19 protein-coding genes are annotated in these 24,846 nt (G+C 43.0%); 17 read left to right on the forward strand and 2 right to left on the reverse strand.

Annotated elements, in window-relative coordinates; all coding sequences use genetic code 11:
* The first annotated feature begins 101 nt into the window (after nt 1-101).
* From ACZIX4_RS14615 to ACZIX4_RS14675, 13 genes are all read left to right on the forward strand, one after another.
* Nucleotides 102-1,826 carry a M23 family metallopeptidase gene (locus ACZIX4_RS14615; RefSeq protein ID WP_463336373.1) on the forward strand — a complete coding sequence of 575 codons (1,725 nt, stop codon included), beginning with the start codon at nt 102-104 and terminating at the stop codon, nt 1,824-1,826.
* On the forward strand, nt 1,810-4,293 hold the full coding sequence (locus tag ACZIX4_RS14620; protein ID WP_463336374.1) for a TonB-dependent receptor plug domain-containing protein: 2,484 nt from the start codon (nt 1,810-1,812) through the stop codon (nt 4,291-4,293). The genes ACZIX4_RS14615 and ACZIX4_RS14620 overlap by 17 nt, the downstream gene beginning before the upstream one ends.
* Nucleotides 4,294-4,337: 44 nt before the next feature.
* Entirely contained in the window at nt 4,338-5,054 is a 717-nt protein-coding gene (locus ACZIX4_RS14625; RefSeq protein WP_463336375.1) for a hypothetical protein, read from the forward strand.
* A 472-nt stretch (nt 5,055-5,526) separates the two neighbouring features.
* Nucleotides 5,527-6,360 carry a MotA/TolQ/ExbB proton channel family protein gene (locus tag ACZIX4_RS14630; protein ID WP_463336376.1) on the forward strand — a complete coding sequence of 278 codons (834 nt, stop codon included), beginning with the start codon at nt 5,527-5,529 and terminating at the stop codon, nt 6,358-6,360.
* An 85-nt stretch (nt 6,361-6,445) separates the two neighbouring features.
* Nucleotides 6,446-7,108, forward strand: coding sequence for an ExbD/TolR family protein (locus ACZIX4_RS14635; RefSeq protein WP_463336377.1), 663 nt, complete (start codon nt 6,446-6,448; stop codon nt 7,106-7,108).
* Between the two features lie 24 nt (nt 7,109-7,132).
* Entirely contained in the window at nt 7,133-7,684 is a 552-nt protein-coding gene (locus ACZIX4_RS14640; protein ID WP_463336378.1) for an ExbD/TolR family protein, read from the forward strand.
* Between the two features lie 29 nt (nt 7,685-7,713).
* A complete protein-coding gene (locus ACZIX4_RS14645; protein WP_463336379.1) occupies nt 7,714-8,547 on the forward strand; it encodes an energy transducer TonB in 834 nt (277 codons plus the stop codon).
* A gap of 15 nt (nt 8,548-8,562) precedes the next feature.
* Nucleotides 8,563-8,802 carry a hypothetical protein gene (locus ACZIX4_RS14650; RefSeq protein WP_463336380.1) on the forward strand — a complete coding sequence of 80 codons (240 nt, stop codon included), beginning with the start codon at nt 8,563-8,565 and terminating at the stop codon, nt 8,800-8,802.
* Between the two features lie 5 nt (nt 8,803-8,807).
* On the forward strand, nt 8,808-9,227 hold the full coding sequence (locus ACZIX4_RS14655) for an energy transducer TonB (protein WP_463336381.1): 420 nt from the start codon (nt 8,808-8,810) through the stop codon (nt 9,225-9,227).
* A 6-nt stretch (nt 9,228-9,233) separates the two neighbouring features.
* Nucleotides 9,234-10,160 (forward strand): PstS family phosphate ABC transporter substrate-binding protein, encoded by a 927-nt coding sequence (locus ACZIX4_RS14660; protein WP_463336382.1) that lies wholly within the window; start codon nt 9,234-9,236, stop codon nt 10,158-10,160.
* Nucleotides 10,161-10,194: 34 nt separating this feature from the next.
* Nucleotides 10,195-11,883, forward strand: a complete 1,689-nt coding sequence (locus tag ACZIX4_RS14665; protein WP_463336383.1) for a tetratricopeptide repeat protein — start codon at nt 10,195-10,197, stop codon at nt 11,881-11,883.
* Nucleotides 11,884-11,988: 105 nt separating this feature from the next.
* The gene (locus tag ACZIX4_RS14670) at nt 11,989-12,621 is read left to right on the forward strand and encodes a 7-carboxy-7-deazaguanine synthase QueE (protein ID WP_463336384.1); all 633 of its coding nucleotides are present in this window, start codon (nt 11,989-11,991) and stop codon (nt 12,619-12,621) included.
* A gap of 30 nt (nt 12,622-12,651) precedes the next feature.
* On the forward strand, nt 12,652-13,056 hold the full coding sequence (locus ACZIX4_RS14675) for a DUF2059 domain-containing protein (protein ID WP_463336385.1): 405 nt from the start codon (nt 12,652-12,654) through the stop codon (nt 13,054-13,056).
* 56 nt (nt 13,057-13,112) lie between these two features.
* Here ACZIX4_RS14675 and ACZIX4_RS14680 read toward each other — a convergent pair whose 3' ends face one another.
* Together ACZIX4_RS14680 and ACZIX4_RS14685 are read right to left on the reverse strand one after the other, a co-directional pair.
* Nucleotides 13,113-13,820 (reverse strand): class I SAM-dependent methyltransferase, encoded by a 708-nt coding sequence (locus tag ACZIX4_RS14680; protein ID WP_463336386.1) that lies wholly within the window; start codon nt 13,818-13,820, stop codon nt 13,113-13,115.
* A gap of 22 nt (nt 13,821-13,842) precedes the next feature.
* Complete coding sequence (locus tag ACZIX4_RS14685; protein ID WP_463336387.1) at nt 13,843-17,154, reverse strand: T9SS type B sorting domain-containing protein; 3,312 nt, start codon at nt 17,152-17,154, stop codon at nt 13,843-13,845.
* Between the two features lie 338 nt (nt 17,155-17,492).
* Here ACZIX4_RS14685 and rpsA point away from each other — a divergent pair, with 338 nt between their 5' ends.
* The 4 genes from rpsA to ACZIX4_RS14705 all read left to right on the forward strand — a co-directional run bounded on the left by rpsA (nt 17,493) and on the right by ACZIX4_RS14705 (nt 24,702).
* The gene (gene rpsA, locus ACZIX4_RS14690) at nt 17,493-19,277 is read left to right on the forward strand and encodes a 30S ribosomal protein S1 (RefSeq protein ID WP_463336432.1); all 1,785 of its coding nucleotides are present in this window, start codon (nt 17,493-17,495) and stop codon (nt 19,275-19,277) included.
* A gap of 161 nt (nt 19,278-19,438) precedes the next feature.
* A complete protein-coding gene (locus tag ACZIX4_RS14695) occupies nt 19,439-19,993 on the forward strand; it encodes a fasciclin domain-containing protein (RefSeq protein WP_463336388.1) in 555 nt (184 codons plus the stop codon).
* A gap of 83 nt (nt 19,994-20,076) precedes the next feature.
* Complete coding sequence (locus ACZIX4_RS14700) at nt 20,077-20,580, forward strand: hypothetical protein (protein WP_463336389.1); 504 nt, start codon at nt 20,077-20,079, stop codon at nt 20,578-20,580.
* A gap of 186 nt (nt 20,581-20,766) precedes the next feature.
* Complete coding sequence (locus tag ACZIX4_RS14705) at nt 20,767-24,702, forward strand: choice-of-anchor I family protein (RefSeq protein ID WP_463336390.1); 3,936 nt, start codon at nt 20,767-20,769, stop codon at nt 24,700-24,702.
* The last annotated feature ends 144 nt before the right edge of the window (nt 24,703-24,846 follow it).

Below are 24,846 nucleotides of genomic sequence, written 5' to 3' on the forward strand. Positions count from 1 at the left end.
CCGCTTTTTTTTCATCGGAGGGTACTATTTTAGCGGCGCAATAGTTATAACATTAACGAATTTTGGGCGAAATTTTGCCTTCGTTTTTTTATTTTAGCCCTATGAGATTTTTTGTAGCCTTACTTTATATTTTTACCCTAAGCGTTTCGGCGCAAAACCCTTACCCGCAGGATTACTTCCGTGCGCCTATGGATATTGCGTTGCATACCTCGGGTACTTTTGGCGAATTGCGGGCAAACCACTTTCATGCGGGGCTGGATTATCGTACCAATCAAAAAACAGGTTATCCCGTATTTGCGGCGGCAGATGGCTATATTTCGCGTATTAAAGTTTCGTCTTATGGTTACGGGACGGCTATTTACATTGACCATCTTAATGGTTACACTACTTTATATGGGCATTTACTGAAATACGCACCCAAAATAGAGGAGTACGTGCGTAAAAAGCAATACGAGAAAAAATCTTTTGAAATAGAATTGTTCCCAAAGCCGGGTGAGATAACCGTTACCAAAGGCGAAGTAATTGCCTATTCGGGTAACAGCGGTGGCTCGGGCGGGCCGCACCTGCATTTTGAAATTCGCGATACCAAGACTGAAATGATTATCAATCCGCTGTTGTTTGGGCTTGATAAAAAAATGAAGGATACCAAGTTGCCTTTAGTATATGGTGTAATGGTATACCCGCTTAGTGAAAATGCTGTGGCCGAAGGTTCGCGCTCGCCGGTATTGCTAAGCATAAAGCAGCTGGACGACGGTACATACCTTGCTGACAAAATACAGGCGCGGGGTAAAATAGGCTTTGCGGTAAATGCTACCGATAAATCTACCGGAAGTACACCTAATAATGGTATCTACAAAGCTGAGCTGTTCTTTAACGGCAGCCCGCATTTCAGTTGCGAGTTTAACACCTTTGCATTTGACGAGTCGCGCTACGTGAATAATTATATCGACTACGAGCGTTATTACAACACAGGGCAACGCTTCCAGAGGCTGTTTGTGCAAACGCCGTACCCGCTGTCACTGCTGAAACATAATAAGAGTAACGGGCAGTTTGAGGTAGTGCAGGATTCTACCGTGCAAAACTACCGCATAGTAATAAGCGACTACCACGGTAATAAAACCGTAGTGAACGGCAGTATACAATACAGCCCTGCGCCGGCCATAACCGGAGACCCAAAACACGTAACCCCGTACAGGGTAAAAGCAGGCAGTGACAATAATTATACTAAAGGTGGCGTTTCGGTATTTGTGCCGGCCAATGCCTTCTATGAAGATTTCTATATGGATTTTGATGTGAAGGATTCCATGCTGTACCTGCATCACCCTACGGTACCTGTGCACAGCTACGTGCAGGTGTCGTATGATGTAAGCGGTTTAAGCCGGGAAGAACTGGCCAAAACCTTTATAGCGGGTACAGCGGGTAAAAAGCTGCATTACAATGAAAGTGTGATGGAAGATGGCCGCCTTACCGCCAAGGTGAAAACGCTCGGGCAGTTTAAGCTGATGAAGGATATTACCCCGCCGCGTATCTACAGCGCTACCTTTAAACCGGGTGATAACCTGAGCAAGCGCGATACCCTGGGGGTAAAAATTAGCGATGACCTTTCGGGGATAGGTACCTATGATGCTTTTATAAACGGCAAGTGGGCGCTTACGCATTACGATTATAAAACGCGCAACCTTACGTATTTTTTCAGTGATGCGATTACTGACGACGGCAAAAATGAATTAAAAATTGTAGTGACCGATAATGTAGGAAATTCTACTACCTTTGAAACGTATTTTTACAGAACACAAAACACAAACCCTGTTGAGAACAATAAATAAGCTTATAACGCTCACAATACTACTGCTTTCCTGTGCCGCTTTTGCACAAAAAAAACCTATAATTTACGGCCTTGCGATTGATAGCGACCAAAATCCGCTACAGGGTGTTACGGTATATTATGACGGGCCTGAAGGCCGCAAGCAAACGGTAACCGACCGTACAGGGTTTTATAAGCTGGACTTGCCTGTAAATACTAAAGTAGTGGTTTGGTTCAGCCACCCGAGCTATAAAGGCGAACTTTATGTGGAGACAGATGCCATGCCGGCAGGTTCGAGCTGGCAGTTTAATTTTACCACAGGTACACAGCTGAAGGAAGTGGAAATTATAGTAGATGAAGACGGGCACCGCAGGCGTGAAGGCATTATTCAGGTTAAATATCAGGATGTAGCAAATATACCGTCTATGGCGGGTGGTGTAGAAAGTATCGTGAAACTTGGTTTAGGTGCTTCAGGCTACAGCGAAACAAGCCAATACAATGTGCGTGGAGGTAATTACGACGAAAACCTTATTTATGTTAATGATGTAGAAGTGTACCGTCCGTTCCTGGTGCGCTCGGGCCAGCAGGAAGGTTTAAGCTTTCCCAATACCTCGATGGTAGAAAGCCTGGAGTTTTCGGCAGGTGGGTTCCAGTCGCGTTTTGGAGATAAAATGTCGTCTGTCCTTAATATTAAGTACCGCGACCCAAAAACATTTGGCGCTGCACTTGAAGCCAGTTTTTTGGGCGGAAGCCTTACCCTTGAAAATGCTTCGAAGAATGGAAAATGGAGCTATATGGTTGGCGGGCGCTACCGTAACAACAGCCTTCTGGTAAACAGCCAGCAAACCGAGACCCGCTATAAGCCTATTTTTGCCGATGTACAGGCTTTGGTTACCTATAAATACAGCGATAAGCTTACGTATAGCTTTATCGGAAATATTTCCCAGAATAACTATGATTACCAACCGCTGTTCAGGCAAACGAATTTCGGTACCATATCAGACCCTATTGCCTTACAAATAGTATACGATGGGCAGGAGAAAGACCGTTACCGTACCATGTTCGGTGCATTTACGGCGGATTATGAGGTCAAGCCGAATTTCGACCTGAAATTTATAGCATCGGGCTTCCATACTCAGGAGCAGGAGTACTTTGATATCCTTGCCCAATATGCCCTGGGCGATGTAGATACTAATATAGGCAGCGATACCTTTGGTGATATACAGTTTGCCCGTGCGGTGGGGTCGCAACTGAACCACGGCCGTAACGACCTTGATGCGCTGATAGCCAATGCAGAAGTAAAAGGCTACCACAGGCTTGGTAATAATAATATTGAATGGGGTGCCAAATACACCCGTGAAGACTTCCGCGACCGCCTGGTGGAGTGGGAGGTGATAGACTCGGCAGGGTTTTCTATACGCCCGCCGGTTATTGATTACATTCCGAACGACCAGCCGTACAACCCTTATACTGGCGAATTGGTACCGTACCAAAATGTACGTGCTACTAATTTTGTAGTGATAAACCGCCTTTCGGGCTATGGGCAATGGACGCGTGAGTTTAATATAGGCAATGCCGAATTGTTTGTAAATACCGGTGTGCGTGTACATCAGTGGCAGGTAGACGGTGCCAGCGAGCCGGGCAAAAGCCAGGTAGTGGTGAGCCCGCGTGCACAGGTATCGCTTAAACCCAACTGGAGCAGGAATATGCTTTTCCGCCTTTCGGGCGGGCGCTACAGCCAGCCACCGTTTTACAGGGAGCTGCGCGACTCTATGGGAGTAGTACGGCCTAATGTAAAAGCACAGAACTCATACCATGTGGTGCTGGGCAACGATTATAACTTCAGGATGAAAGGACGTCCGTACAGGCTAATTACCGAGGCCTACTATAAGAGTATGGATAATATAAATACGTATACGCTGGAGAATGTGCGTATACGCTACCGTGCCAATAACGATGCTGTGGCCTATGCTTATGGGTTTGATGCCCGCCTTAATGGTGAGCTGGTGCCGGGCACGGAGTCGTGGATTACCGTAGGCTATATGAAAACCGAAGAGGACTATCAGGGTAAAGGCTATATACCGCGCCCTACGGACCAAAGGCTGAAGTTTGCCGTACTGTTCCAGGACTATGTGCCGAACATACCCAATATACGTGTATACCTTAATATGATGTACAATACCGGGCTGCCGGGCGGCTCGCCATCATATGCCGATACGTATAAATACCAGTCAAGGCTTAACGATTACCGCAGGGTAGATGCCGGTTTCTCGTATGTGTTTGTAGATAATAAGATAAAGGCGAAGCCGGGTACTTTTGTTGCCAAAATGAAAGAGCTGGCTATTGGCCTTGAAATATTTAACCTGTTTAATAACCAGAATGCGATAACCAATACCTGGGTGAGGGATGTGTATACCAAAAGTTCTTATGCTATACCGAACTACCTTACCAGCCGTGTATTCAGCCTTAAGCTTATTGCAAAAATATAATAGTACCGGCTTTTTTAGTATTTTTGGGATATATCCTTATGTTTATGAAAAAAGTTACCATCATATCGGCGGCCTTGGCCATACTGGCGCTGGCAGGGTGTAAAAACGACAGCCCTAAACCAAAGGTTATATACAGGGACAAGCCTGTAGCAGCCCAGCCAAAGAAAATAGACTCATCGCAAATTAAGGTGGCCGACCTGCCTGTGCTTATGGAAGGTACAAAATACCTGATACACCCCGTAGGTGATCTGCGCATATACGATACAGACCGGGATGCTACCGACAGCCGTGCGGCAGTGAGTTATGCCATATCAAATTATAACCGGTATGAAATAACGGGTTATTTTGCTAACCTGAAGTTCCAACATGCTGATTCTACCGCGTTGCGCCCGCTTACCGATAAAAAAGTGCAGATACAAACAGTAACCTACCTTAATACGATAGCAGAGCGTACTAAAAAGCAGATACTGGTGTACTCGCTCATAGATAGTGATACCAACCAGGATGGTAAGGTAGACGGCAGCGATATAAAGGCTTTTTATATAAGCAACATCAACGGCACCGGCTTTAAAAAGCTGAGTGGCGAAACCCAGGAACTTGTAGACTGGAATGTGATTGAAGCCCAAAACCGCGTATATTTCCGTACGCTGGAGGATATAAACAAAAATGGCGCATTCGATAAAAACGATGCCATGCACTACCATTATGTAGACCTGCTTTCGGCAGGGTGGGAGGTGTCCGACTATGAACCTGTAAAATAACAGGCTTGTTTTTTGGGGATATTATTTACGTGAAATTATTGGAGTGCTTTTTTTGTTATTGCTATAACGTTATTGTTTTTATTTTGTAGGAAAATATTTCATTTTTAACTTATTTATTACGTGTTTTCGCACAGTAAAATGGGTTGGCAAGATAAATTTTACTAAAACGAAGTAGTGATACAATAAATAAGTACGATTTGTGTTATTTATATGCAATTTAAATTAATTTGAACAATTCATTAACGGATGGTAGTTTTAATTTGTCAAAATTTGATTTTGCATAAGAAAACGATAAAGATTGAAGCAATGGCAGTGGGGGCAATTAAGAATAAATTAATGTTAAGAATAGAGAAAAAAAATTAATTTGTTTTTTTTTACCACCTAATCGTATAAATTTGCCAATCTTATGCAAAATATTATTTAACAAATAAGAACTATTATTAAAAAATCAGAAAACTAAATTTTTAAAAAAATGGCAAACGCATCTGTTCAAAAGGTTGAAACAAAAGGGAAATCAGGTGGATCAAACATCTTCACCGGACTTGCAGTCTTTACTTGTATTTTAATTGGTTACCTAGTATGGGAATTTATCATGGGTAGCCCTTCTAACTTTGAAGGCGGTACTACAGAAGGCCACCCTAACGGCTTCCTTGGTACGGTTTACAAAGGTGGTATTATCGTAGCAGTTCTACTAGGACTTCTTCTTAACGCCCTTGTGTTCTCTATTGAAAGGTTTATCGTAATTACTAAAGCTGCCGGTAAAGGTAACGTTCAGGCTTTCGTGGCTAAAGTTCAGTCTCAAATCAAAGCCGGTAACATTAACGAAGCTCTTGCTGAGTGCGACAAGCAACAAGGTACTGTAGCTAACGTAATCAAAGCCGGTCTTCTTAAATATGAAGAAGTAAAACGTGAAGGTTTTGACAGCGAAAGGGCAGAAGCTGCTATTCAGCAGGAAATTGAAGAGGCTACTTCACTTGAAATGCCAATGCTTGAGAAAAACCTTGTTATCCTTTCTACTCTTGTATCTATCGGTACCCTAATGGGCCTACTTGGTACAGTATCTGGTATGATCAAGGCGTTCTCTGCGATGGGTGCAGGTTCTACACCGGATTCAGCTCAGCTTGCAGTAGGTATCTCTGAAGCACTTATTAACACTGCTACAGGTATCGGTACTTCTACTATATCTATCATCGCTTACAACATCTTTACTACTAAGATTGACAAGCTTACTTACTCTATTGACGAGGCTGGTTTCGCAATTACTCAAACCTACAGGAGGTTTAGGGCTCGCGCTAACAACGCATAATTGTCTTAGAGTTAAAGTAATTTATTTAATCGGGTAAAAACCGTATATTTATACGACAGTTTTTTCCGTAGCTAAAAAAATAATAATGTCTAAAGTAAAAATATCAAGAAAAAGCACAAGGATAGACATGACCGCGATGTGCGACGTGGCATTCCTTCTGTTGTCGTTCTTCGTAATGACGGCAACAGCAAGGCAGCCTGAGCCAAAAGCGGTTGATGCTCCTGCTTCTACCGTGCAGGACAAGCTTCCTGAAGATGGTGTTGCTGTTATTACTGTAGGTGATGAAGAAGTGTTCTTCACCATTCCGCGCGACCTTAGGGAATCTACCTTTAAGCGTGTGGCTCAGGAAAAAGGTATGACAGTTACAAATAAGGAGGTTGAAGCCTTTGTACGTACTGATGGTTTTGGTATGCCGCTAAATAAAATCCAGGGCTGGCTTGCGCTTCCCCTGAACGACAGGACCAAAGAAGGTGTACAGGAAGGTATACCTTACAAAGACAGCCTTAACGACCAGCTGAGCGTTTGGATTAAACAAGCGCGTGAAGCTAACAAGGAAGTATATGGCGCCAAGTTTGACGCTGGTGAAATTGATGCGAAAGAATTTGCACAAAAAGGTGATTTGGCTATCGCGATTAAAGCAGATGCCAAAGAGAGCTACCCAACCGTAAAACGTGTGATAGACATCCTGCAGAAACAAAAGAAGAACAAATTCTTCCTTGTAACAGGATTACGTAACAAAGATTTTTAATCCCATTTAAAACATTTAAAAGAAATGGCTGAATTAAATACCGGCGGCGGCGGTGGCGACGGCAAGAAAGTAAGAAGTAAGAAGAGTAACCCAGGGGTTGACCTTACTGCAATGGTGGACCTTGCGTTCCTGTTGATTACCTTCTTCATGCTTACCACTACGCTGTCTAAACCGCAAAGTATGCCACTTGTAATGCCGGACAAAAATCCGGAAACGCCAGATGATAGTCCTACACCTGTACCGGAAAAAAGGATGATGACCATCCTTATAGGTAAAGATAACAGGATACTGTGGTATATGGGTAAATTTGAAACCCCTACACTTCCTCCTACCGAAGCCAAATTTGGTAAAGACGGTATCAGGAAAGATATTATTGAGAACACTGCTGTTGCTAAAAAATACGCTAAGAAACCGGATGAAGGGCTTATCGTAAACATTAAGGCGAGTGATGCAGCCAGCTACAAAAACCTGGTAGACATCCTTGACGAAATGGCAATAAACAAAGTACAGCTGTATGCTATAGGTGATATTACACCTGCAGAGATAGACTTATTAACGAAATCAGGATTACTATAATCCCGGCCTAATAACTAAAAACAAAAATTATGTCTAAACTTAATATATTCGGAAACGGGTGGATTGACATGGTGTTTGAGGGCCGTAACAAAAAATACGGTGCTTATGCACTAAGGCAAGAAAATCCTAAGACAACCACTGTAGCCCTTATAGCAGGTTCTCTTTTCTTTGCTGTTGCCGTAGCTGCGCCTATCATCATTAGTGAGATACGTGCCGGTATAGCAGATAACACTAAAGAAGAAGAAATTGTAAAAGAGGTAGAGGTTAAGGAGATAGTGGAGCCACCTGTAGAGGTGCTGCCACCGCCGCCGCCACCAATTGAGGTGTACCAGGCACCAAAATCTATTGTAGAAGAGGTGAAATTTAAGCCTCTTGAAGCTGCAAGGGAAGAAGAAGTTCCTGAAGATCCACCAAAGATTGAGCAGTTTAAGGAAGCTGACCCAAGTTCTCGTAACGCTGAGGCCAGCCCTACAGGAGATATCAACATCGGTAAGCCTTCGGGTGACCTTGACAGGGGTGTTGAAGTGCCTGAGGTAGATAACGCAGTATATAACTCTGCTGGTCTTGCGGTTCAGCCGGAATTCCCGGGTGGTATCCAGGCTTTCTACAACTATGTAACAAGGAACTTTAAAACGCCTGAGGTAGACCAGGACATGACTGCAAAGATTTATGTATCATTTGTAGTTGAAAAAGACGGTACACTTACTGCGATTAAAGTACTTAGGGATCCGGGTTACGGCCTTGGTAAAGAGGCTGAGCGTGTGCTTAAAGGCTTAAAAACCAAATGGTCTCCGGGTATACAGAATGGTAAGCCGGTAAGGGCGCAGTACAACCTGCCTATTACCATTAACATTAAATCGTAATTAAAATACAGCGCGATGGCTTCATACAGGCAGCGCCGCTATAACACTCAGAAATCGCCCATAGAGCGATTTCTGTTTGTTTTAGGCGCATTCTCATTTGTAATTTATATAGCCATGGGCTACCTCCTTATCTTTACCGACAGGATGTCTATGTGGCTTACTTTTAACGGCAGGCTGGCCTTAGGTATCATTGTGGTTATTTACGGAATTTTAAGGCTGGTACGTGCCATACAAAAATATAAGGAGGACTATTAGTATATATGAAAAAGCTGTTTTTGTCGTTTATGCTATTGCTGGCTGTTTCGGGTTTTGCCCAAACAGATGATGCTAAGCTGCCGGATGTAACGGCTTCTGAAGGCTTACAGGTTAAGCCCGAGTATCCGGGCGGTATCCAGGCCTTTTATAATTATGTAATGGACAACTTTAAGGTGCCGAATGTAGACCACGATATGGTGGCTAAAATACTGCTTACTTTTGTGGTGGAAAAAGATGGTACCGTTAGTAATATTGAAATAGTACGCGACCCGGGCTACGGATTTGGCGAGGAAGCCTTACGTGTTTTAAAGGCCTGCCCCGAAAAATGGAAACCAGGTATACAGAATGGTAAAGTGGTAAGGGCGCAGTACCACCTGCCACTTACCATAAATATTGAAGGTCCTGAACCTCCAAAGCAAAACTAAACTGAAATGAAAAAGATTATTCTTTTTGGATCAATAACTCTGGCTGTGTTGGCACTGGTGTTTATTTCCTGCAAAAACAGTGAAGCACAGCAGGAAACGGTTGAAGAAACCATGACCTCGGGTAGCCTTACCATTCAGGTAGATAATACCATTCAACCCATTGTGGAAGATGTTGCCGCTGTTTTTCAAAGCAACTACCCAAAAGCAAAACTTACCCAGGTAAACCGCAATGAGGCAGATATAGTACGCGCATTGTTGAACAATTCCACTTCGGTGGCCGTACTCAGCCGTGAACTTACTTCAGGCGAAGAGGCTCATTTTAAAAAGTTGGGTATAAAAGCACGTACAACTGCTTTTGCCCAGGACGGGCTTGCTTTTGTGGCTTCAAAAACACAGACTGACAGTATAGTAAACCTTCAGGATATCTACAAAGTACTGAAAGGTGAAGATGCACCTTCAATAAAACAGCTTATTTTTGATAATGCTGCTTCCAGTACTACACGCTACCTTTTTGAGAGGGCAGGTGTGAGTAATGTACCCGAAAAAAAGGTTTATACCCTTAAAAATACTGCTGAAGTCCTTACATTTGTAAAAAGCAACCCCGGTAGCATTGGGGTTATAGGTGTGAACTGGCTTGTGCAACCCTCTGCCGAACTGGAACCGCTTATTAGCGAAGTGCAGGTTTTGGCAGTGAATAATGTTAAAAACGGCGTTCCCGGAAAAAAATATTATAAACCGTCTCAAAGCAATATTGGCGCGGGTTTATACCCTCTTACCCGTACGCTTTACGTGTTAAATTACCAGGGGCGCGACGGCTTGGGCATGGGTTTTGCAAATTATATAACAAACCCTGACGGACAGCGTATCGTTTTAAAGTCGGGATTGCTCCCGGTAAAGATACCTTTCCGTGAAATTGAGATAATAAACAAATAACCTTTTATAAAAAGAAGAAACTAAAATGACTAATATGAAAGATTTCAAATTCCTCGGTTTGTCATTATTGCTTTTTGGTGCAGCAAACGCGCAGGACGCTAATGATGCCAAAAAAGCTATTGATGCCGAGCAATACCAGAAAGCCAAGACAACCCTTAAATCTCTTATAACTTCAAATCCTGACGAGGGTAAAAACTATTTCCTTTTGGGAGATATTTACCTTACCCAGTCTGAGCAGGATTCGGCAGCCATTTTCTTTAACAAAGGTAAGGCTGTAAAAAATAACGCTGCTTACAACGAAATCGGCCTTGGCCAGATTGACCTTGATAATGGCAATGCTGCAGGTGCACAAACTAAATTTGCCGCTGTAGAAAAAGACCTTAAGAAAAAAGATACTGAGCAGCTGGTATACATAGGCCGTGCTTATATCTATTCTGAAAAGCCAGATTACAAAAAGGCCATTGAAGTGCTTAACAGGGCTGTTGCTAAAGACGCTAAAAATGCCCAGGTATTCCTTAACCTTGGTGAGGCTTACTATAGGGACAGGGACCAAAACAACGCCTACAAAAACTACCGTACTGCATCTGAGCTTGACCCGTCACTACTTAGGGCGCAGCTTCAGCTTGGTGTAATCACCAAGAACACCGGTGCTGCTTTCCCTGAAGCGGTTAAGTTTTTTGAAGGCATTGTAGCTAAAAACCCTAACTACGGTCCCGTATACCGTGAGCTTGCCGAAACCTACTACAAGTGGGGTAACACAGATTATAAAAAGAAAAAAGAGTACAACGCAAAAGCGCTTGAATTCTATAAGAAATACATGAGCCTTACGGATTACTCGCTTAACTCGCGTATGAGGTATGCGGACTTCCTACTACTTACAGGCGATTATAAAGCCCTTGAGACTGAGGCTAAGGCCATGCAGCAAATGGATAACGTAAACAAGCGTATTTACCGCTACCTTGCTTATGCCGCTTACGAAAATGGTAACTATGCAGAAAGTATTGCTGCTATTAAGCAATTCCTTTCTAATGTAGAGCCTAAGCGTATCATTGCAAGGGACTATATGTACTCTGGCCTTGCTAAGCTTGCTGTAAGCATAGGTGCTGACGAAAGGGGTAAATCGGTTGTAAAAGACCAGGCTGCTTTTGATGAGGCTATTGCCGACCTTAAGGCTGCTGCTGCTAAAGACCCGAACATCACTAACGAGTTTAGCGAAATTGGTAAAAAGCTTTTCGACCAGAAATTGTATAGTGCTGCTGCTGCCGTATATGAAACAGCTGCTGCTACTCCGGAAGATAAAAATGCCCTTATGGACAACTTCTTCCTTGCATATTCTATCTATTTTGACCACGTAGGTAAAACAGCTGAAGCTAAAAAGCAGAATGCTGAGAACCTTAAGAAAGGTATTGCTGCCCTTGATAGTGTGATTGCTGCTTCAAGCGGTGCACAGGATGCTTACCTGTACAAGGCAAGGCTTAACCAAAACCTGCAAACTAACGAGTCGTATGTAGAGATGGCTAAGGCTTATGATGAGTACATCAGGATAGTAACTGCTACTGCCGATGCTGCAAAATACAACAAGTTCCTTCTTGAGGCGTACTCTAATGCCGGTGCTTATTACGCTGTGGCTGATAAGGCTAAAGCTAAAGATTACTTTACAAAAGCACTTGCTATAGATCCTAACGATGCTTATGCAAAAGGTGAGCTTGCTAAACTGAAATAATCATATTTCGAAAATTATATACTAAAGGCCTTGGAAACAGGGCCTTTTTGTTTTTAACATTTGGCGTTGTTTTATTGCATATCTTTGCACACTATTTATATTACAATGCTGACGAAGGATATACAGGTTGCTGTAGAGAAAGGGGATATGCTGCCGCTTATGGAGGAGTTTTACACCATACAGGGTGAAGGTTTCCATACTGGTACGGCTGCCTACTTTATTAGGGTAGGAGGCTGCGATGTGGGGTGCCACTGGTGCGATGTAAAGGAGAGTTGGAATGCCGACCTGCACCCGCCTACTGCAATACCTACCATAGTGCAAAATGCTGCAAAATATGCCAAAACCATAGTAATAACAGGCGGCGAACCACTTACCTGGGATATGGGCCCGATAACTCATGCGCTTAAAGCCGAAGGTATGCGTGTACACATAGAAACCTCAGGGGCGTACAAGCTTAGTGGCCAATGGGACTGGATATGCCTTTCGCCTAAAAAAAATAAATTACCTGTGGATGATGTTTATGAGCATGCCCACGAACTTAAGGTAATAATCCACAATAAGCACGATTTTATTTTTGCCGAGGAGCAGGCCCAAAAGGTGAATAAAAATGCCATCTTGTTCCTGCAGCCTGAATGGAGCAAAAAAGAAGCCATGACGCCGCTTATTGTAGACTACGTAATGGAAAACCCTAAATGGCGCGTATCACTTCAAACACACAAATACCTGAATATTCCTTAATTTTATACAAACTTTAAACAATCAAAAAAAATGAAAAAAATTCTATTGGCCTTCGCATTCTTACTTGTTGCTAATTTTGCTGTGGCCCAGGATACTGCCTTTAAAGCCGATGTAAAGAAACTGCTTCAGCTTTCAGGTGCCAATAACCAAATGGAAATGGCCAAAAAACAAGTAAGTGCTATGGTGCCTGCTGATAAAAAAGAGGCTTTCAATAAAGACTTCGACCTAATCATGAAACCGGTTGTAGAGAAGCAGGAGAAGTTTTACCTTACTGAGTTTACTCATGATGAAGTAAAACAAATCATCAAATTCTACGAATCTCCGATAGGTAAAAAGATGGCTGAAAAAGCTGTGAAACTTGCCGAAAGCAGCATAGCAGACTCTCAGGAGCTGGGTATGCAGATGCAGGAAGTTATCATGAAATACATGCAGTAATAAACTGCCCGTTATAAAAACAACAAAGGCCCTGATTTCAGGGCCTTTGTTGTTTTTTATATATGGGTGAGCTTTGCAAGGTAATCATAATGTTCGCCTTCCATTACCAGTTCGCAATTGAGGCCATTGGCAAAAGCGGCGTTTTGAAGTGTGTTATAGTCTACATATAACCAGTCAAACGGTTGCTCGTGCTGGCCTTTGTAACTTACAATAAAGGTAAGTTCGCCATAATATCCGTTAGCAGGAATCCAATGTCCGCCGTCGCCATCTTCATCAAACATATAAATAATGTCAGAAGAGTCCAGTAATACCTGGCCGTTTTCTGCTAAAAGTGATTTCAGTTTTTTTAGGTATAGGCTAAGATTTGTCAGTTTCCCGGTAATGCCTATGCCGTTCATCATCATGATTATGGTATCAAAAGTACCTCCGTTATAATCAACGATGTTGCTGCAAACGGTGTTTCTTATCCCTCTTAGTTTACAAGCCTCTATTGCCTTAGGCGAAAAATCAAGCGCGGTAACTCCCAGTTTCTTTTCATCCTGGAGGTACAGGCTGTGGCTTCCCGCACCGCACCCGGCATCAAGCACCCGGCCTTTTGCCAAAGACAGCGCCTTTTTTTCAATGCCCGGCATTTGGCTGTAATTACGGAACAGATAGGCTGTTTCCATAGCGTCGGCCTCGCTTATAGAAGTTTCAGTAATAATATCTTCAGGACTATTACCGGTTTGGTAATCCAGTATTGCCTGCCCGAAAAGGTCTTTCATGGTACACTAATTTGGTGCAAAGTTACCTAATTAATGAAAAATGGCCTTTGTATTCTTTACCGTTTTGGCGTTTTACTACAAACCAGTAATCAGTACTTGGCAGGAGGGCATTGTTGTACATGCCGTCCCATCCCTGGCTGCCGGTATCAAAGCCAGTAATCAGCTTGCCGTAGCGGTCGTATATAAATACCATTAAGTCGGGTTCTGCAACGGCAGCAAATCGTATCCTCCAGGTTTCGTTAGAGCCATCGCCGTTCGGCGTGAAAAACTTAGGATATGTAAGCAGGAATATACTTTCGGCAGGTGCATAGCCGCAACCGTGGCTGTCGCGTACATACACAAAGTATTTGCCCGGAGGCAAGCCTATAAAAGTATTTTCAGTTTGCCAGTTAATCCCGTCTACAGAATATTCCACATCTTCATCAGCTACCGAAGCATTTTCAAGGTATACAGTAATAGCGTTATTGTAATCGGTCCAGTCGGCAGTGTCTATTTGTGCTACAACGGGTACTTCAGATGTGGCAAGTACCACCTGCCCGGTGCTTATGCAGCCATTGCTGTCAGTAGCCGTTACACTGTAAGTGCCTGCATGCTCAGGATATATGCTTGCCGTAGTTTCGTTAGTAGACCACAGGTAGCTTACAAAATTACCACCGGCATTTATCTCGTTCGGCTGGCCTTCACATCCCCTTAATGTAGTAGGTAAGCTTAGTGAGTGTGAGGTGCGTACTATAATAGAAAAACTACTGGTTTCATAGCACTGCGTAGGATTACTTGAATGCTCGGTACGTGCGTATACAATAGTTGTGCCTGTGGTGTAGCTTAGTGGTAAAGGGTTCATGTCCTGTACAGCATCTGTGAGCGAAGCGTGATAGGTAACTGTTACAAGCGATGCATCCTGGCTGCCCAGTATGTATGGGGTTTGCTCTGACAGGTCAAATGTTTCCGTGCCATCGCCATCTGTATCACAAGTATCAAGGGTAGGGGCGTTGCCTGCCGAAACCAATGATGGCAGGTTGGCCACGTTAAAGGTAAAGGTTTCGTCGTGCAGGCACGGGTCGCTTACTTGTACTGTATATGTAGCGGGGGCAAGTCCTGTAAATATGTTACTGCTGCCATTAGGTATGTTTACATCATTGTTGTCAATTTTAATAATGCTGAATATAAACGGTTGTACACCCTCTACATTTATCTGCACGTCAGATACGGTTCCGTTACAGGTAAGGTTCTGTGCGCCCAACACGTGCAAATCGGTATAAAAAGAGAAATCATATATTTGAACCATACAATCTTTTAATCCACCCGGTTTGGTGCTGCTGAACGAACGGAAGCTTTTTATAACCCGGTAGTTACCTGTAGGGAACATAAGGCTGTAGTTTACCGCATTGTTTTGTAGTACATGGGCATTAGTACTTTCGGGTATTCCGGCCGATTCATCATAAACACCACTTCCATCAGGGTGCCCCCATACGCCGGGGCTATATTCTCGTTGCAGCCAGAACTTAACAGAAGCTGTAGTGGTGCTTACGTGGTTTACCCCAAGGTCAAAAGAACCGCAGTGCGGTGTATATACAAAATCATTTTGTGTAACGTTATTGCCTATAACCGTTATGTTTTTAACGGTATCGGGTGGTGCGCAGGGGCTATTCATTACTACGGTATAGTTACCAGGTAGCAGCTCGTCCAGGTACATGTTCCCATTATCATCTATCCCTGCCGATACATCGTGCGGCAGTGTGTGCGGATAACCTGTGGGTGCAGCTGTTATAACAGCCGATGTAAGGCTTTGGCTCAGCATTATACTGCCCAGTCCCGGTTCGCAATCAGGCCTTTGCAGCCATGTTAGTGTAGTACCGCCATAGTTAGGTACGTTAACCTCTACCGGCGGGTATACGATACCGCACTCATCAATAACTGTAAAAATGTAAAGCCCCGGAGGCATGCCTATCATGGTAAGGCCTTCCTGCCCGTCTACATACTGCGATACATCCTGCGGCAGTGTGTTATTGTCAGTATAGGCTGTAGGAGCCGTTGTTATTATTATAGTTTCTATAATTTTCGGGGGTGTAAATATTTCTATTTTCCCAAGGTTAGTAAGGCAGTCGTTGTTAGAAGATTGCGAAATAGCAATAGGCTCCGGATCAGGTTCCAGTTCGGCTGAATAAGAATCAGTATGGCCACAGGCATCAGTCACAGTTATTTCATAAACACCCAGTGGTACGCCGTTTTCGGCATCGCCAAAGGTAAGGTTTTGGTCTGTAAACGGGCCGGGATATGCAGGGTTAAGTGCTTCAGGGTCAAATCCCGGGGGCGATTGTGTGAATGTAAGCGTATAGGGTGCCACATACTTAAGTAGTGAGGTAGTAATTGTCTTTGCACACATCGCCACGGTAAAAGTAAACGAAGGGTCAATTGTTTGCTGTACAAGGTTGTTAAGTACAGGGTATTCTATTCCGCAAGGATCTATAACTACCAGGTCATAGTAATATGGTGTATCGTAGTAAAATGGTATGACCATGTTTACAGCCATCGCCTGGGGGTCCATTGTAGGAACGTTATATTGTGTAAACGTTAAAGGAGCGCTCCCGTCGGGTGGGTATACAGTAAATATGACATCTATAGGAAATTGAAACGGTTTGTCCGGTTCATGGGTTATTATATGTTGTGCGGTAATATGGTCACAATCGGGCAGTGGGCCGTCAGGGAAACCGGCGGGGCTTACAAAAAGCTCTGTATGGCCTGAGAAAAGGGTAAATGCTGTTACCGGTGCAGAGCCGCAGATGTCGGTTACTTTTATGTTGTAAAAACCGGCAGGCAGGTTGTTAAATACGTTGCTGCTTTGTGCAGGTGCGGTAACCGGGCCTGATATTATTTCATAACTTTCCGCTTGGCCTTCAGTTACAGATACTGCAATACTACCGTCTGACCCACATACGGCATTGTTACCTATAATATTGAACTCCAGCGGTGTTATTGTGTTAAGTATTTCTACTTCGTCTACAGTATCGGTATATGTAACCCCATTTACTACCTGTGTAACAATTACACGGTACAGGCCGGCCTGCTGTCCTTGTATGTACGGTTGCGAACCATCGGCAATAGGGGTTGTGGTGTTGGGTAGCTTGTATACCTTATAGTTAACCGGTGCAGTAGCATCGGCCCCTGTAAGGCTAAAGGTAAGCATACCATTACCGGCGCATGTTTCGTTTCCTACGGTAACTGCGAGGTCAATGTTCTGTGCTTTGCTTAAAACCGGCAGGCACAGCAGCGATATTAATAATAAGAGCCTCTTTATGGGATGTAATGAGCCCTTGGTTTCGATTGTGATAATCATAGCAAAAATTAAGTTTCATGGCACTTAATTTCAAGTTTTTTTCCGGTTTCTAAGATAGATAAAAATTTATTAAGCCAAATACTGAAAATTAAATATTTCTTAAATGTTACGCGTATCACAAAATAAGATGTATGTGTATTATTTCTGATTTGCCCTGGGTGCAATAAATAGAATAAATGTTTGTAAATCATGAAAATAGTTGTAATTTTGCGCACCTTTTCGGGTATAATGGGTTTCGGAAAGGGGAATTAAAATAATTTATATGTAAAACGCTTCTGCTGATTTGTTTATACAATAAAAACCCGCAAATGGCAGAATACAAATTTTTAGGATCAGACATGTCTGAACAAACAAAAACAAAAGAAGAATTCCTACAGGAGTTTAACTGGCACAACTTTGAAGAAGGTATTGATGCTGTAGATGAGCAAAACCTTAGGGAATTCGAAAACCTTGTTGAGGAAACTTTCATCTCAACTGACAGTGATGAAGTTGTAGAAGGTACAGTAGTAAGGATAACTGACAGGGATGCAATCGTTGATATCAACGCAAAATCGGAAGGTGTTATTTCACTTAACGAATTCCGTTACAACCCGGCTCTTAAAGTGGGCGACAAAGTAGAAGTACTTATCGACGTTCGCGAAGACAAATCAGGCCAGCTTGTTCTTTCTCACAGGAAAGCACGTACTATCAAGGCTTGGGACAGGGTTATCAATGCTAATGAAACAGGCGAAATCGTTAATGGTTTCGTTAAGTGCAGGACTAAAGGCGGTATGATCGTTGACGTATTCGGCATCGAGGCATTCCTTCCTGGTTCTCAGATAGACGTAAAACCTATCAGGGATTACGATCAGTACGTAAACAAAACTATGGAGTTTAAAGTTGTGAAAATCAACCACGAATTTAAAAACGTTGTTGTATCTCACAAAGCTCTTATTGAGGCTGATATCGAAGTTCAGAAGAAAGAAATTATCGGCCAGCTTGAAAAAGGCCAGGTACTTGAAGGTGTTGTTAAAAACATTACTTCATACGGTGTATTCATCGATCTTGGTGGTGTTGACGGTCTTATCCACATCACTGACCTTTCTTGGAGCCGCATTAACCACCCAAGTGAAGTACTGGAACTTGACCAGAAACTTAACGTTGTTATCCTTGACTTTGATGACGAGAAAACACGTATCCAGCTTGGTCTTAAGCAGCTTAACGCCCACCCTTGGGATGCGCTTGACGCAAACCTTGCAGTAGGTGATAAAGTAAAAGGTAAAGTAGTTGTTATTGCAGACTACGGTGCATTTATTGAAGTTGCTGAAGGTGTAGAAGGCCTTATCCACGTAAGCGAAATGTCTTGGTCTACGCACCTGCGTTCTGCTCAGGATTTCGTTAAAGTAGGTGATGAGGTAGAAGCTGTAATCCTTACTCTTGACCGTGAAGACCGCAAAATGTCTCTTGGCATTAAGCAGCTTTCTCAAGACCCATGGACAGATATTACTACTAAATACCCAGTTGGCTCTCGCCACACAGGTATCGTTCGTAACTTTACTAACTTCGGTATCTTTGTAGAACTTGAAGAAGGTATCGATGGTCTTATCTATATCTCAGACCTTTCTTGGACTAAGAAAATCAAGCACCCAAGTGAGTTTGTAAACGTAGGTGACAAACTTGATGTTGTAGTTCTTGAACTTGATGTAGATGGTCGTAAACTTTCTCTTGGCCACAAACAAACCCAACCTAACCCTTGGGATAAGTACGAAGATTCATTTGCTGTAGGTACTGTACACAACGGTACTATCGCTGAAATCGTAGACAAAGGCGCTACTGTAGAGTTTGGTGACGATATCGTTGCTTTCATCCCTGCACGTCACCTTGAGAAAGAAGACGGTAAAAAACTTAAAAAAGGTGAAGTTGCAGACTTCAAAGTAATTGAGTTCAACAAAGAATTCAAGCGCGTTGTAGCTTCTCACACTGCTACCTTTAAAGACGAAGAAGAAAGAAACGTAAGGTCAAACAACAATGACAATAACAACAACGTAACTTCTTCTAGCAACAACGTAGAGAAAACCACCCTTGGTGATATCGATGCGCTGTCTCAGCTTAAAGAAAGAATGGAAAGAGGGGAGAACAACTAATCTCTGATTTTCTTTTAATACAGGAACCTCCGCAATTGCGGAGGTTTTTTGTTTTTATATAGTTGTATTGAATACGTTAATAATTTGCAAAAATCATCTTACTAAAAAACCATCCTGTTCTTTGCCGCGTAACTGCTACTATAACATTAACAAAGAACATTATGAAAACTTCAAAATTTTTAGCTACAGCCGTAATCGCGTTAACCATGCTCATCAGCGGGACATCTTTTGCACAAAAAACTAAAATGGTAGGTGGCGCGGCCATGTACCCTACCAAAAACATTATTGAAAACGCCGTAAACTCTAAAGACCATACAACGCTTGTTGCAGCAGTAAAAGCAGCAGGATTGGTAGAAACCCTTAGCGGTAAAGGACCTTTTACTGTTTTTGCGCCAACAAACGCTGCTTTTGATAAATTGCCAAAAGGTACGGTAGATAAACTATTGATGCCTGAAAACAAAAAAATGCTGCAAAGCGTGCTTACCTATCATGTTGTGGCAGGCAAGTGGAGTGCGGCAGATATTATGGCAGCCATTAAAAAAGGCGGTGGAAAATATGAGGCAACAACCGTACAGGGTGAAAAGCTCTGGTTTAAAATGGATGGCAAAGACCTTTGGGTTATAGATGCAAAGGGCAATAAGGCTAAAGTAACTATAGCTGATGTAAACCAAAGCAATGGCGTAATCCATGTAGTAGATACCGTATTGATGCCGTAATATAGTAAAATGCGTATTGAATCTGTTATAATTACCTCCGCAATTGCGGAGGTTTTTGTTTATTTGCTATATAGTATTGCAACATGATTACACTGGGTAATAAGTTACATTTTGGTTTAGATTATAAGATAACTAATTTTAGAAAACCCGTTATGGGGTATGCTAAAGTGTGGTTTGGTGGTAACTTTATGTGTACTGAAGAAGATCTTGTTTATCTTGACGGCTATATTTTTAACGGGTTAAAGAGGGTAGCCAATGCAAAGAGGGCAGATATAGATATTAAAGATAAAGAGTCGCTTTTCAGTTATTTCTATAATCGTTTAAGTGATATAGATGATGATGTAATACATGGTTATCTGGTAGGTTTTGGAACGGCATCGGATGATTTTATAATATTTGCGTATCTGGATGGTAATAATGTGATTCATTTGGTATGGAGGCTTCATAATACGGATACGGTTTTTCAGGATTTAAATCAATCCGATAAGGAGATACATTATTTTTCAATTGATAAGGAAGAGTATACAACACAGGTTGATGAAATGAGAAATACAATTTCGGGTGCCGTAAATCCCAACTTCTTTTAAATACAGGTGAATTTCCTCGTAATTAGGCGGTAAAGTAACGGGCTTAATATCTATTTAATATATATTACGCAATCGGTTACGTTTACAAAACATAAGTAACATCATGGTAATGTAGCTTTGTTTTTAAGTTAAAGTTTGTATAACACTGGTCGTGGAATTTTGCAGCAATATTTTAACTACACGACCATGATGAAAAACTACACGAAAAGCTTCCTGCTCCTTGGCGGTTTGCTTGCCGCTAATGCAGCCGGTGCACAGACACTGTTGCATTACTGGAATTTTAACAACAACAGTAGCGAAGCTGCTATTACCACAGTATCCCAGTCTATAGTAGGTACACCTTCTATTGCTACCGTTATCAGCGGTAGTACAGTTATAGACTTTGCCGGCGGAACCGGACAAAACTTCGATGTTGATAACCTTAATGCACAAAACAGCGATGCAGCAGGTACACACCTTAGGTTTAATGATCCTATAGGCAGTGCGCTTGTATTTTCACTGCCTACTACAGGTTATGAAAATGCTATAGTGCAGTTCGCTACAAGGCGTTCAGGCTCTGGCGCAGGTACTCAAACCTGGTCATACTCTACAGACGGTACTACTTATACAGTATTTACTACGGTAGACCCTAATAACGGTAACCCGGCACTGGCCACACTTGATTTCAGTGCTGTGCCTGCTGCTGACAACAACCCTGACTTTAAGCTAAAAGTTGAATTTGCTGTAGGCCCGGGTGGCGATGGCGGTAACAACCGTTTTGATAACTTTACCCTTAAAGCTACGCCGATGGAAGGTACTACAGATACTACACCTCCGGTAGTAACTGTTACCCCGGCTGATGCTGCTGCTAACGTAGCGGTAAACACACCGATAACCATAGCATTTAACGAAGCTGTAAGACTTGCCGATAACACAGCTATAAACAATACTAACGTTGATGCTGTAGTAAGCCTTCATACAGGCAGTGCTAACGGCCCTGCTGTAGCTTTTGATGCTACTTATGCAAACAACACTATTACTATAACCCCTGCTGCTGCACTGGCTAACGGCCAGCAGTATTATGTAGCGCTTCTTCCGAACACGGTTGAAGACCTTAGCGATAATGCTGTGGCTGCTACTGTAGCTGCTACATTTACTACTATTTCGGTTCAGACAGAGTTTGAAGCGGGAGATATGGCATTTGTAGCTTACAGGATGAATGCTTCATCTACCGAAGACCAGATAGCACTTATAACATTTGTAGATATTGCTGCCGGTACCATGATTAACTTTACCGATGCAAAATATACTACCAATGCACAGGCGCAATGTTCAGGTGGTTTTACCTGGACAGCTAACAGCTGCCTGCCTGCCGGTTCGGTTATAACCATACAAACCGATACACTTGTAGCCAATACAGGTACTGCAACCGGAAGCGGCTTTGGCCTTAGCTCTGGTGGCGACCAGGTAATGGTGTATACAGGTACGGCTGCAAACCCTAACTATATTACAGCACTTTCATCTAAAGGATGGGTTGCTGCAAATACATCATGCAGCGGCAGCGACTCTATGATTCCTGCTGCCCTTACAGATCTTGTTACAGCTTCTAACCTTAGCACTGCCCCTGGTAATGATGCAGGTAACACTGTAAACGCATACTACAACGGTATACAAACCGGTACTGTAGCCGAGCTTAAAGCTGCGATACTGAACCCTGCTAACTGGGTGGGTGTTGCTGCCGGAACTGCTGCACAGCAATGGCCTGCTTGGGCATTCCCATCTTCGCCTGCTGTACAGGCTGCTACCGTACTAAGCGGTACAACAATCCAGCTTACGTTTAACAATGAGCTTGATGCTACTGCTGCGGCTGTACTTACTAACTACAGTGGTATCAATGGCCTTGTATCTGCTGTAGCTACAGGAAATGTTGTGGTACTTACTTACGGTACTGCATTTGCTTCAGGTACTGCTTATGAGCTTACTGTAAACAATATTGAAGATGAGGCCGGTCTTACCATGGCTTGCCCTTATGTGTACACATTCAGCTTCAACACTACCATTGCTTTCGACGAAACATTTATCGTAGCAAACGAAGGTGACGGTACTATAAACCTTGTACTGAATGTAGAAAGCCCTGCTGCCGGTACGGTAGAACTTGTGGTGAAACCTGCACCGTTCAGTACTGCAGACAGCAACGACTTTACCCTTGCTACGCAAACCCTGAACATTCCGGGTACAGGTAACACATTTACCGTGAGCATCCCTGTAATTGATGATGAGGTTGCTGAGCAGCATTCAGAATATTTTGTGGTAAGCCTTGAAAACCCTCAGGGACTTTCTATAACAGGTGATACTTTTGCTACCATTTATATTAAAGACAATGACAACGTAGCGCCACAGCCAAGCCATGCTATAGAGCTTGACTACATAGGCAGCTTTGACCCATCGGGTGCAAACGACAGTACTTGCGAAATCGTAGTGTACGATGCTGCTTCACAAAAGCTGTTCACTACAAGTGCAGTAGAAGGAAGGCTTGATATTATAAGCTTTGCTAACCCTGAAACTCCAACTACGCTTTCATCTATAGACATGACTTCTTACGGTGGTGTAACCAGCGTAGCGGTTAAAAACGGTGTAGTAGCTGTAGCTTCTCCTGCCGACCCTGAAGACGAAGACGGCTCAGTAGTATTCTTTGATACAGACGGTACATTCCTTAGCCAGGTAACTGTAGGTGCCCTGCCGGATAACATTTCATTCACTCCGGACGGTACAAAAGTACTTACTGCCAACGAAGGCCAGCCGAATGCCAACTACAGTATAGACCCTGAAGGTTCGGTAAGTATCATCGATATTACAGGCGGTGCGGCTAACCTTACCAATGCTAACGTAAATACAATTTACTTTACTGCATACAACACTCCTGAGGCCGAAGCTACGCTTCTTGCATCGGGTGTACGTAAACTGAAGCTTACCAGCACCATGTCTCAGGATTTTGAGCCGGAGTACATTACTATAAGTGCTGATTCTCAAAAAGCATGGGTTGCACTTCAGGAAAACAACGCTGTTGCTGAAATCAACCTTGCTACAGGTGCTATTACAAGCATCTGGGGTCTTGGAACTAAAGACATGAGCCTGCCGGGTAACGGTTTTGATATATCTGACAACAACGGCGAAGTGCTTATAGCCAACTGGCCGGTACAAGCGTACTTTATCCCTGACGGTATGGGTAACTACAACGTAAACGGTACTAACTATATAGTTACAGCTAACGAAGGCGACGAAAAAGAATACGACGGTTTTGTAGAGAGGACTACTATTGGTGCTTCTTCTTACACACTGGACAGCGCGCTGTATCCTCAGGCTGAAATGCTTAAAAAGTCATTCAATGCAGGCCGTTTCAGGGTAACTAACCTTAACGGTAATACCGATGCCGATGCAGATTTCGAGCAAATCTATGCCGTAGGTACACGTTCGTTCTCAATCTTCAATGCCGACAGCAAGCAGATAGTGTTTGACAGTGGTGATGATTTCGAAAGGTATACTGCCGCTGAGCCGTCTATCAGTGCACTGTTTAACTCAGACAGCGAAGACAACAGCTTTAAGAGCCGTAGCCGTGCTAAAGGTCCTGAACCGGAAGGCCTGACCCTTGCACACATAAGCGACAGGGTATTTGCTTTCGTAGGCCTTGAAAGGGTAGGTGGTGTTATGGTTTATGATGTTACCGACCCAGCAAATGCTGAGTTTGTAGACTACAAAAACAGCCGTATGGTTTCTGCTTACGGTGGCGATAACGGTCCTGAAGGTATCACATATATCGATGCAGAAAACAGCCCTACAGGTACTCCGTACATTATTGTTGCTAATGAAATCAGTGGTACGCTAAGTATATACGGTATCAATACTGAAAACCTTTCTACAGGTGAGATAGTGAAACAGCCAAAAGCGTTTACACTGTTCCCTAACCCTGCTGCAGACGGTATTGTATACTTTAACCGTGTAGCTGATATTAATGTATATGATTATTCAGGTAAGCTGGTGCATACTGCAAAGCAAGCCTATACTATAGATACCCACAGTTTTGCTACAGGTATTTACCTTGTAAAAACATCTGAAGGTATTGTGAAGAAATTAATTGTAAAGTAGTGTTAGTTTCGTGTTTTTAATTTTTCCATCCGGAAAAATGATCCCGCCTATTCTTGGCGGGATTTTTTTTGCTATACAATGTATCAATGTATCAATGTATCAATGTATCAATGTATCAATGTATCAATGTATCAATGTATCAAT

It is taken from the genome of Flavobacterium niveum (assembly GCF_055231775.1).

Bases quoted from the DNA above. Each gene is read 5' to 3' on its own strand.
- ACZIX4_RS14615 (WP_463336373.1), top strand. From the start codon at position 102: ATGAGATTTTTTGTAGCCTTACTTTATATTTTTACCCTAAGCGTTTCG.
- ACZIX4_RS14625 (WP_463336375.1), top strand. From the start codon at position 4,338: ATGAAAAAAGTTACCATCATATCGGCGGCCTTGGCCATACTGGCGCTG.
- ACZIX4_RS14630 (WP_463336376.1), top strand. From the start codon at position 5,527: ATGGCAAACGCATCTGTTCAAAAGGTTGAAACAAAAGGGAAATCAGGT.
- ACZIX4_RS14635 (WP_463336377.1), top strand. From the start codon at position 6,446: ATGTCTAAAGTAAAAATATCAAGAAAAAGCACAAGGATAGACATGACC.
- ACZIX4_RS14640 (WP_463336378.1), top strand. From the start codon at position 7,133: ATGGCTGAATTAAATACCGGCGGCGGCGGTGGCGACGGCAAGAAAGTA.
- ACZIX4_RS14645 (WP_463336379.1), top strand. From the start codon at position 7,714: ATGTCTAAACTTAATATATTCGGAAACGGGTGGATTGACATGGTGTTT.
- ACZIX4_RS14650 (WP_463336380.1), top strand. From the start codon at position 8,563: ATGGCTTCATACAGGCAGCGCCGCTATAACACTCAGAAATCGCCCATA.
- ACZIX4_RS14655 (WP_463336381.1), top strand. From the start codon at position 8,808: ATGAAAAAGCTGTTTTTGTCGTTTATGCTATTGCTGGCTGTTTCGGGT.
- ACZIX4_RS14660 (WP_463336382.1), top strand. From the start codon at position 9,234: ATGAAAAAGATTATTCTTTTTGGATCAATAACTCTGGCTGTGTTGGCA.
- ACZIX4_RS14665 (WP_463336383.1), top strand. From the start codon at position 10,195: ATGAAAGATTTCAAATTCCTCGGTTTGTCATTATTGCTTTTTGGTGCA.
- ACZIX4_RS14670 (WP_463336384.1), top strand. From the start codon at position 11,989: ATGCTGACGAAGGATATACAGGTTGCTGTAGAGAAAGGGGATATGCTG.
- ACZIX4_RS14675 (WP_463336385.1), top strand. From the start codon at position 12,652: ATGAAAAAAATTCTATTGGCCTTCGCATTCTTACTTGTTGCTAATTTT.
- ACZIX4_RS14680 (WP_463336386.1), bottom strand. From the start codon at position 13,820: ATGAAAGACCTTTTCGGGCAGGCAATACTGGATTACCAAACCGGTAAT.
- ACZIX4_RS14685 (WP_463336387.1), bottom strand. From the start codon at position 17,154: ATGATTATCACAATCGAAACCAAGGGCTCATTACATCCCATAAAGAGG.
- rpsA (WP_463336432.1), top strand. From the start codon at position 17,493: ATGTCTGAACAAACAAAAACAAAAGAAGAATTCCTACAGGAGTTTAAC.
- ACZIX4_RS14695 (WP_463336388.1), top strand. From the start codon at position 19,439: ATGAAAACTTCAAAATTTTTAGCTACAGCCGTAATCGCGTTAACCATG.
- ACZIX4_RS14700 (WP_463336389.1), top strand. From the start codon at position 20,077: ATGATTACACTGGGTAATAAGTTACATTTTGGTTTAGATTATAAGATA.
- ACZIX4_RS14705 (WP_463336390.1), top strand. From the start codon at position 20,767: ATGATGAAAAACTACACGAAAAGCTTCCTGCTCCTTGGCGGTTTGCTT.